General features: G+C 47.8%; 7 protein-coding genes, 1 pseudogene and 1 CRISPR repeat array. Of the genes and pseudogenes, 1 reads left to right on the top strand and 7 read right to left on the bottom strand.

Annotated features, from left to right (window positions below; translation table 11 throughout):
* Positions 1–413: 413 nt before the first annotated feature.
* Genes arsC through ABEV74_RS20300 form a run of 3 tightly spaced genes read right to left on the bottom strand, consistent with a single transcriptional unit; the run spans position 414 to position 2,213 of the window.
* On the bottom strand, positions 414–836 hold the full coding sequence (gene arsC, locus ABEV74_RS20310) for an arsenate reductase (thioredoxin) (protein ID WP_430149024.1): 423 nt from the start codon (positions 834–836) through the stop codon (positions 414–416).
* 4 nt (positions 837–840) lie between these two features.
* Positions 841–1,893 (bottom strand): ACR3 family arsenite efflux transporter, encoded by a 1,053-nt coding sequence (gene arsB, locus ABEV74_RS20305; protein ID WP_430149021.1) that lies wholly within the window; start codon positions 1,891–1,893, stop codon positions 841–843.
* Positions 1,894–1,907: 14 nt separating this feature from the next.
* Positions 1,908–2,213, bottom strand: a complete 306-nt coding sequence (locus ABEV74_RS20300) for an ArsR/SmtB family transcription factor (RefSeq protein ID WP_430149018.1) — start codon at positions 2,211–2,213, stop codon at positions 1,908–1,910.
* Between ABEV74_RS20300 and ABEV74_RS20295 the strand changes: the two genes are divergently transcribed.
* On the top strand, positions 2,109–3,242 hold the full coding sequence (locus ABEV74_RS20295) for a spore germination protein (RefSeq protein WP_430149015.1): 1,134 nt from the start codon (positions 2,109–2,111) through the stop codon (positions 3,240–3,242). The genes ABEV74_RS20300 and ABEV74_RS20295 overlap by 105 nt on opposite strands.
* Before the next feature lies 1 nt (position 3,243).
* Positions 3,244–4,130: a CRISPR direct-repeat array (repeat unit 29 nt; unit sequence ATTTAAATCCCACTACGTTCAGATAAAAC).
* Positions 4,131–4,326: 196 nt separating this feature from the next.
* Here the strand turns inward: ABEV74_RS20295 and cas2 are convergent.
* The 4 genes and pseudogenes from cas2 to cas3 all read right to left on the bottom strand — a co-directional run.
* On the bottom strand, positions 4,327–4,587 hold the full coding sequence (gene cas2, locus ABEV74_RS20290) for a CRISPR-associated endonuclease Cas2 (RefSeq protein ID WP_430149012.1): 261 nt from the start codon (positions 4,585–4,587) through the stop codon (positions 4,327–4,329).
* 1 nt (position 4,588) lies between these two features.
* Entirely contained in the window at positions 4,589–5,572 is a 984-nt protein-coding gene (gene cas1b / locus ABEV74_RS20285; RefSeq protein ID WP_430149011.1) for a type I-B CRISPR-associated endonuclease Cas1b, read from the bottom strand.
* A pseudogene (locus ABEV74_RS20280) lies at positions 5,562–5,974 on the bottom strand (Dna2/Cas4 domain-containing protein). The gene cas1b and the pseudogene ABEV74_RS20280 overlap by 11 nt, the downstream one beginning before the upstream one ends.
* Before the next feature lie 13 nt (positions 5,975–5,987).
* The coding region (cas3, locus tag ABEV74_RS20275; RefSeq protein ID WP_430149008.1) for a CRISPR-associated helicase Cas3' at positions 5,988–7,074 on the bottom strand (1,087 nt) is incomplete at its 5' end.

The raw sequence follows: 7,074 nt of genomic DNA, 5'->3' as shown, positions 1-7,074 counted from the left end.
GCTCAAGAATCTGCTGGTCCATCATTTCCAGCGCCTTCGTCATGGCGCTGGCGAACGCCTCCTGCATTTTCCGCAGCATCCATTGCTCAAGCTCTTTCATCGTCGGCATCGTTGTGGTAAAGTGGCTCATAGGGGCTTTCTCCTTCTTGGTGTGTTGTAGGCAAACATCACTTTACCAAGGGAGAAGCTCTTTTTCTATGTTCGCTTTTTCCAGTTCCTACCCCCACGGAAATTTTACACTAACATGGACGAATCAGAATCGACTTCTGAAAAGAATTTCAGATCTTGCGAATGGCAAACACCGATTTTTGACAGCGTATGCGCAAAACAAAAAGGAGCCCGTCGATGACGGGCTCCTCCACATGAAGAGACATCCAAATCCGTTTGCAGCACAGACAATCAGAATGTCATTGTTATGCTCCCGAATCACGAAACCGCCTGATGCGTTCACCGATCTCGTCCCGCACGCGGCGGAACACCGCCAGTCTTTCTTCTTCCGTACCTGTCGCCCTGGCGGGATCGTCAAAGCCCCAATGCCAGCGGGTCACGTGCGGGGGTGTCATCGGGCATCGATCGTTGGCGTCCCCGCACAGCGTAATCACGTAATCCGCCTTGTTTAGCAGATCGGGATCGATTACATCGGAAGTCTGGCTGGAGATGTCAATGCCCGCTTCCCGCATGACCCGGACGGCGTTCGGGTTGAGACCGTGGGCTTCGATGCCCGCACTGTAAACATCAAACCGGTCGCCGAGATATTGTTTTCCGAATCCTTCCGCCATTTGACTGCGGCAGGAATTGCCTGTGCAAAGAAAATAGATGATCGGTTTCCCCGCCATTTCGTCAGCCTCCTTGCGCAGAAAAAAATTTGCGTTGAAAATAGAGCGACAGCTTCACCAGAGCCAGCATGACGGGCACTTCCACAAGCGGCCCGATGACCGCCACAAACGCCGCTCCCGAATGAATGCCGAACACGCCGACCGCCACGGCTATCGCCAATTCAAAATTGTTGCTCGCGGCGGTAAAGGAAAGCGTCGTGCAGACAGGGTAGCCGGCCCCCGCTTTTTTGCTGAGCCAAAACGACACCACAAACATGACGACAAAGTAGATGAGAAGCGGAATCGCGACCCTGATCACATCCGCAGGCAGTTCAAGGATGACCTCTCCCTTGAGGGAGAACATGACCACGATCGTGAACAGCAGAGCGACCAGGGTCAGCGGGCTGATTTTGGGAATGAACACTTTCTCATACCATTCTTTCCCTTTTGCTTTGACCAGTGTATACCGGGTCAACATTCCCGCAAGGAAAGGAATGCCCAGGTAGATGAACACACTCTTGGCGACCTCGGCCATCGTGATTTCGATGACCATGCTTTCCAATCCGAGCCACTGCGGCACAATCGTGACGAACACGTATGCGTAGAACGAATAAAACAAAACCTGAAAGATGGAATTGAACGCCACCAGTCCCGCCGCGTACTCAGTGTCCCCTTTGGAAAGATCGTTCCAGACGATGACCATGGCAATGCATCGGGCAAGACCGATCAAAATCAAGCCGACCATATATTCGGGATAACCCCGAAGAAAAAGGATGGCCAGCACGAACATGAGGATCGGTCCGATGACCCAGTTTTGCACCAGAGACAAGCCCAACACTTTGACGTTGCGGAACACATGGCCCAGTTCCTCGTATCGCACTTTCGCCAGCGGCGGATACATCATCAGGATCAAGCCGATGGCAATGGGAATGGAAGTGGTGCCGACCTGTAAAGCATTCAAATCATCTACCATGCCGGGGAACAGGTAGCCGCATCCGACACCGACGGCCATGGCCAGAAAGATCCATGCCGTCAAATAACGATCGAGAAACGAAAGCCTTTTGCTGTTTTGACTCATGCCATCCACTCCTCTTATTCACAACAAACGTTAACCAACAACCCCTGTTGTTCCAACTTGTGCAATTCCTCCGACATGTCGGGCAGATGCGTCAGCCCCAGTCCAGCCTGCTCCAGGGTTTCGCGTCTCAAGGAATAAAACACCCACTGCCCTTTGCGGTTCTCCTTGACGAACCCTGCCGCTTTCAATCGGCTCAAATGTTTGGAAACCGCCGGTTGGGAGATCTTGAACACGGGAACAAATTCGCATACACAACAATCACGATGCTGGAGTATGGCGAGCATTTTCAAACGGGTGGGATCGGCCAACGCTTTCAACATGTCCGCCAACTTTTCGATATCCACGTCCCTTCACCTTTCCTCTCCAAATGTAATTTATCATATAACTATATGGTTATGCAACTGATACTGCACGGATATGCAAATGCCGTCTTCGAAACAGCGGCTGCCAATCGAATAAAAATTCACCTGTCCGGGAAAACGATACTGAAGGGATGTGATTCATCCGGAGGTTCGTCGATGACAGAAAAAAAACGAAACCGATCGTTTCCGCACCAATTGTTCAACGATATTCAAGCCGCCCTTGGCCATCCCCCGGATTTGATCAGCCGGTGCCTGCTTGTCCGGGAGGAACAACCGGTGCAATGCGTCTATCTGGAATCGATGGTCGCCAAAAAAACGATTGATGACTACATTTTGAAGTCGATCACGGAACATACGTTTTCCGAAGGGCAAGCCCCCCGCTCGTCCGGGAGCGATTTTTTGCGCGAACTCTCCTTTTCCAATCCGTATAAAACGTTGCTCGAACAATCCGTCCAGGCGCTCCTTGCCGGATATTGCGTACTGACCGATGTTGCCGGAGGACGCGTTTTGCTGCTCAATGTGACCGAACCCAAACAACGGTCCATTGAAGAATCGAAATCGGAGTTAACCATTCGCGGCCCGCACGAAGGGTTTACAGAAAGCATCCTGACCAACGTGGGACTCATCCGCAATCGCATTCGCAATCCGTCTCTCCGATTTGAAAAGATGAGCGTCGGCAGCCAGACCGAAACCACCTTGCTCATGGTATACATGGAGAATCTGGCTCCGAATTCGCTGGTTCGGGAAATGCGGAACCGGCTGAAAGCCATCCGGACCGACAGCGTGCTGGAAAGCGCGTATGTGGAAGAATTCATCCAGGACCGGATCTGGACGCCCTTTCCGACAATGTCCAACACCGAGCGCCCCGATGTGATGGCGGCGCAGCTCCTGGATGGCAAAGTGGCCGTGATGGTCAACGGAACACCCAGCGTCCTGCTGGCCCCCATGACATTTTTCGAATTTTTCAGTTCTCCCGAAATTAATTGATATTTAAATCCCACTACGTTCAGATAAAACGATTGAAGAATACGTAGGGCCGGCGGACGTTAGCGTCAATTTAAATCCCACTACGTTCAGATAAAACAGCGTTGTTATCGTTATAAATTGTTGCCTTCACGTAATTTAAATCCCACTACGTTCAGATAAAACCCGAACAGCATACGCATATTATTCGCGATAGATACTATTTAAATCCCACTACGTTCAGATAAAACTGAAATTGACCTCGAGAATGTTTTTCTTGTCGGTGTGATTTAAATCCCACTACGTTCAGATAAAACTTCGGCGGCGGCACGCGCTCCGCCTCCAATTGCTGTATTTAAATCCCACTACGTTCAGATAAAACTCGGCGGAATTGACCTGGCGGCGGAGTGGGCCGGCAATTTAAATCCCACTACGTTCAGATAAAACTGAGCGCCGATCCGTTCCAGTAGTATCCGCCGTTTGTATTTAAATCCCACTACGTTCAGATAAAACTATATCCAGATCGACGGAAATGGTCTGGTCATAAACAAATTTAAATCCCACTACGTTCAGATAAAACCGGGTAGGATGTTTGTCCTCCCTGGGTGGTGTTATTATTTAAATCCCACTACGTTCAGATAAAACACGTACGGAATTATTGTAGGACGAGGCACATACTTATTTAAATCCCACTACGTTCAGATAAAACTCATTCCCGATCCTCTCCTTATTCCCTTATGGGGTGATATTTAAATCCCACTACGTTCAGATAAAACATGCGCTGCCAGGTCAATGCCGCCGATCCCGCTGAATAGGCATTTAAATCCCACTACGTTCAGATAAAACCAGGGATAAAGATGTTTTTTCATGACATGCGGATACAATTTAAATCCCACTACGTTCAGATAAAACCCCTGTTCAAATTATATTAAAAAGTCCCTTCAAATCAAGGTTTAATGTAACATATCGGTTCACAAGAACGGACTTATTTTGCATTGAGCGACCAATCTGGAATAAATGAATTGCAAAATAAACGCGAATGAGCCAGTAATAATAAGGGCTGATGAACTTTTGTCCAAATTGATCGCTCGATGCAGATGAGAACTCGCTAGAACATGAACTTGTCAAATGATCGGTCTTGTCCCATCACTTCTTTAACAATATGTTTCGGATTTTCCACTTTGTATACGTAGATGGAGTCCGAGTCACTTGTCAACAATTCAAGTTCACGCAAGCATTTAATAAGTTTGCCTTTGGTGATCTCACCTTCAAAAACCGAATTTTGCGTCCAATCCAGATAGGCGCGCAATTTTTTGCAGACTTTGGCTACTCGTTTTTCATCCACATCATACGTAATGATAACAAACACTTTACCACCACGCTTTGAAAGGTTTATACTTTTCGTCTCCAATGAAATGTTTGATCAGCTTGTATGCTTCCAGTCGAATCAAGTAACGGTAAGATACGTTCCGTTTCAATTTCCGATGCTTGATTGTGGAGTTCATTCTTTCCTCAAAGGCCTCCAAGAACCTCTTCCTGCCCTCATCATTTAACAGAACACCGCCATCCTTCTCCTCAAAATGCTTCTCTTGTAACCGCCGGTTGTTTAGCAAAGTCAAAATTAAGGAATCTACAACCAACGGCTTAAAGATTTCCGCAATGTCAAGACTGAGCGAGAACCGTTTCGTTGAGGGTTCGTGCAGAAAACTGACAGTCGGATCCAGAACAGTCTTGTAAATTTCCGAAAGAATCGATGCGTACATTAGGCTATTGCCAAAAGAAATCAAAGCGTTGACCGGATCTTTAGGCGGTTGTTTGCTGCGCGTTTCAAACTTCATGCCATTCTTCAACAATCGTGAGAAAGCCTCATAATAAATTTTCCGGCAGCTTCCCTCCACTCCCATCAACTCTTGAATGGTTTTGGCATTTTCAATTTGGGCGCTCATGGAGTGTATCGTATCGACATAGACGGCAACTTCTTCGCCGCTTCTTCGCATGTTGCGCAGCATATGATGAACGCCGGCGTGGACAAAACATTGGGCCAAATAAAGCCTCTTCTGGATATCCAATACATGTGCGCTTTGTTGCACGACACTGTAGCCGGAGACTTTCGATTTTCGAGGAACATAGGTCCCGTCGTAATAGCCATAGTAATTATACACATGCAAACAGATTTGATGAGACGACAGCAAATGCAACATGGATGTGTTGAAGTCAACCTGACCGAAGAAATGGACACTGCTCGTTTGCTCAACGGGTATCGGTCGCTTTTCGCCATCCTCATTTTCGAAATACAGTGTACTGTCCTTCCTTTTCAATCTTCCCGCGGATAAAATATAGATGTTACGCTCCATGTTCGTCCACCTCCCCGGAAAAACAGAAATCCTGATATGCGCATTTACCGCAATAACTCAGTTTTCGCATCGGAGGGATCGAGCCGGAAGTTATCCTTTCTTGGGAATGCCTTTCTGTTTAAGGATGTAAAGATAATATTGCATTTGAAGGCGGTCTGCCGATTCCATTTTGCTGGTTAATTTGATCTCTCTCAGCACGTCTCCTTCCAATCGGTCTATTCGCACATTCTCATCCGGTGACAACTCTTTCTCCAATCGGGGGTACGCTTTTTCATGCAACACTTTGCCGGCTTCAACTCGTTCGTGCCCATCGTTTTCAAACCTTATTCCTTTGTGAAATAACCAGAGTTTTCGGCGACAAATCGCATAATAATGGATTTCAACCCCGCGAACGGTATCCATGGCGACCTACCTCCTAGAGAATATCACTGGCCTTGCGATACTTCAGCCCGGTGCCCTGCAAGCTTTCTTCGTCAAACTCATAGGTGACGTCCGAATGATTGATCCAGTGAAGATATTCGAGCCCGCGATATTCCAACCGGAACTTTGCAACTTTGCGAAGCTCCAGCGTTTTGTTACTTAACGGCACGGATAACCGCTCAATCTCGCGACGCAACAGCCTGCGTTGCTCTTTATCATTTTCCTTGATGAATTTGGAGGCTAGTCGTCGAGCTTCCTGCTCGTAAGGCGGCGGTATGATTTCCGTGGACGCGATTTCCCGCAACAAAGCTTGCGCCTTGCCGGAAGTCAGATCGAACATTTTTATGTTGTCAAACAGTTTCAGCGCTTCCTCAAAAACAGTGAGAAATTGCGATTTGTGCAACTTTCCTCGACTATACAACTCCTTAACAAGTTTCATCTTTACACTTTCCGAAAGGATCTCCAGTTGATATTTTTTTAATGCCTCCAGGCTGAAAAAAGTAATTTGCTTGTCATAAACAGAGCCGATGCCGGAAGCATCCCGTGTCAATATATGAATGTTGGGTTCGGCAAGGTTATAGGTGCGGATTCGATAGCAACGCCCCATCCGTTGGAACAAGCTGTCCAGTGTGCACAGTTCGGTATAGAGGACATCGAAATCGACATCGAGCGAAGCTTCTACAATTTGCGTGGTCACCCAGATTCCCGGGGAATCCGCACCCTCCATCTCATGCCAACCCGATGGCGCAAATTGAGTGATGAGTTGTTCCAACGCTTGTTTATGTTTTCGTATAAATCTGGCATGGAGCAGATGGATCGGAATAGGAGTACCGGTATTGACTGCAGCCTCTTTAATGCATTCATAAGCACGAATCGCCTGGTCGACCGTGTTGCAGATCACAAGCACCTTGCGGCGCTGGCCGTCCCGAACGATGGAATCCACCGTATCAATCACGCTTTCATCCCTTAAGTTGATACGATGACGGCTTAACTGATCGTTCGGAAATTCGCCATATGCAAACGATTCTCCCAAATTGGAAATCCGGCGCTGCAATTCATCCAGATAGACCCCCATGCCGCTG

This window comes from Paenibacillus cisolokensis (assembly GCF_050481165.1).
Taxonomy (GTDB): Bacteria; Bacillota; Bacilli; order Paenibacillales; family Paenibacillaceae; genus Paenibacillus_AH; species Paenibacillus_AH cisolokensis.
This window is presented reverse-complemented; position numbering and strand designations above follow the sequence as displayed.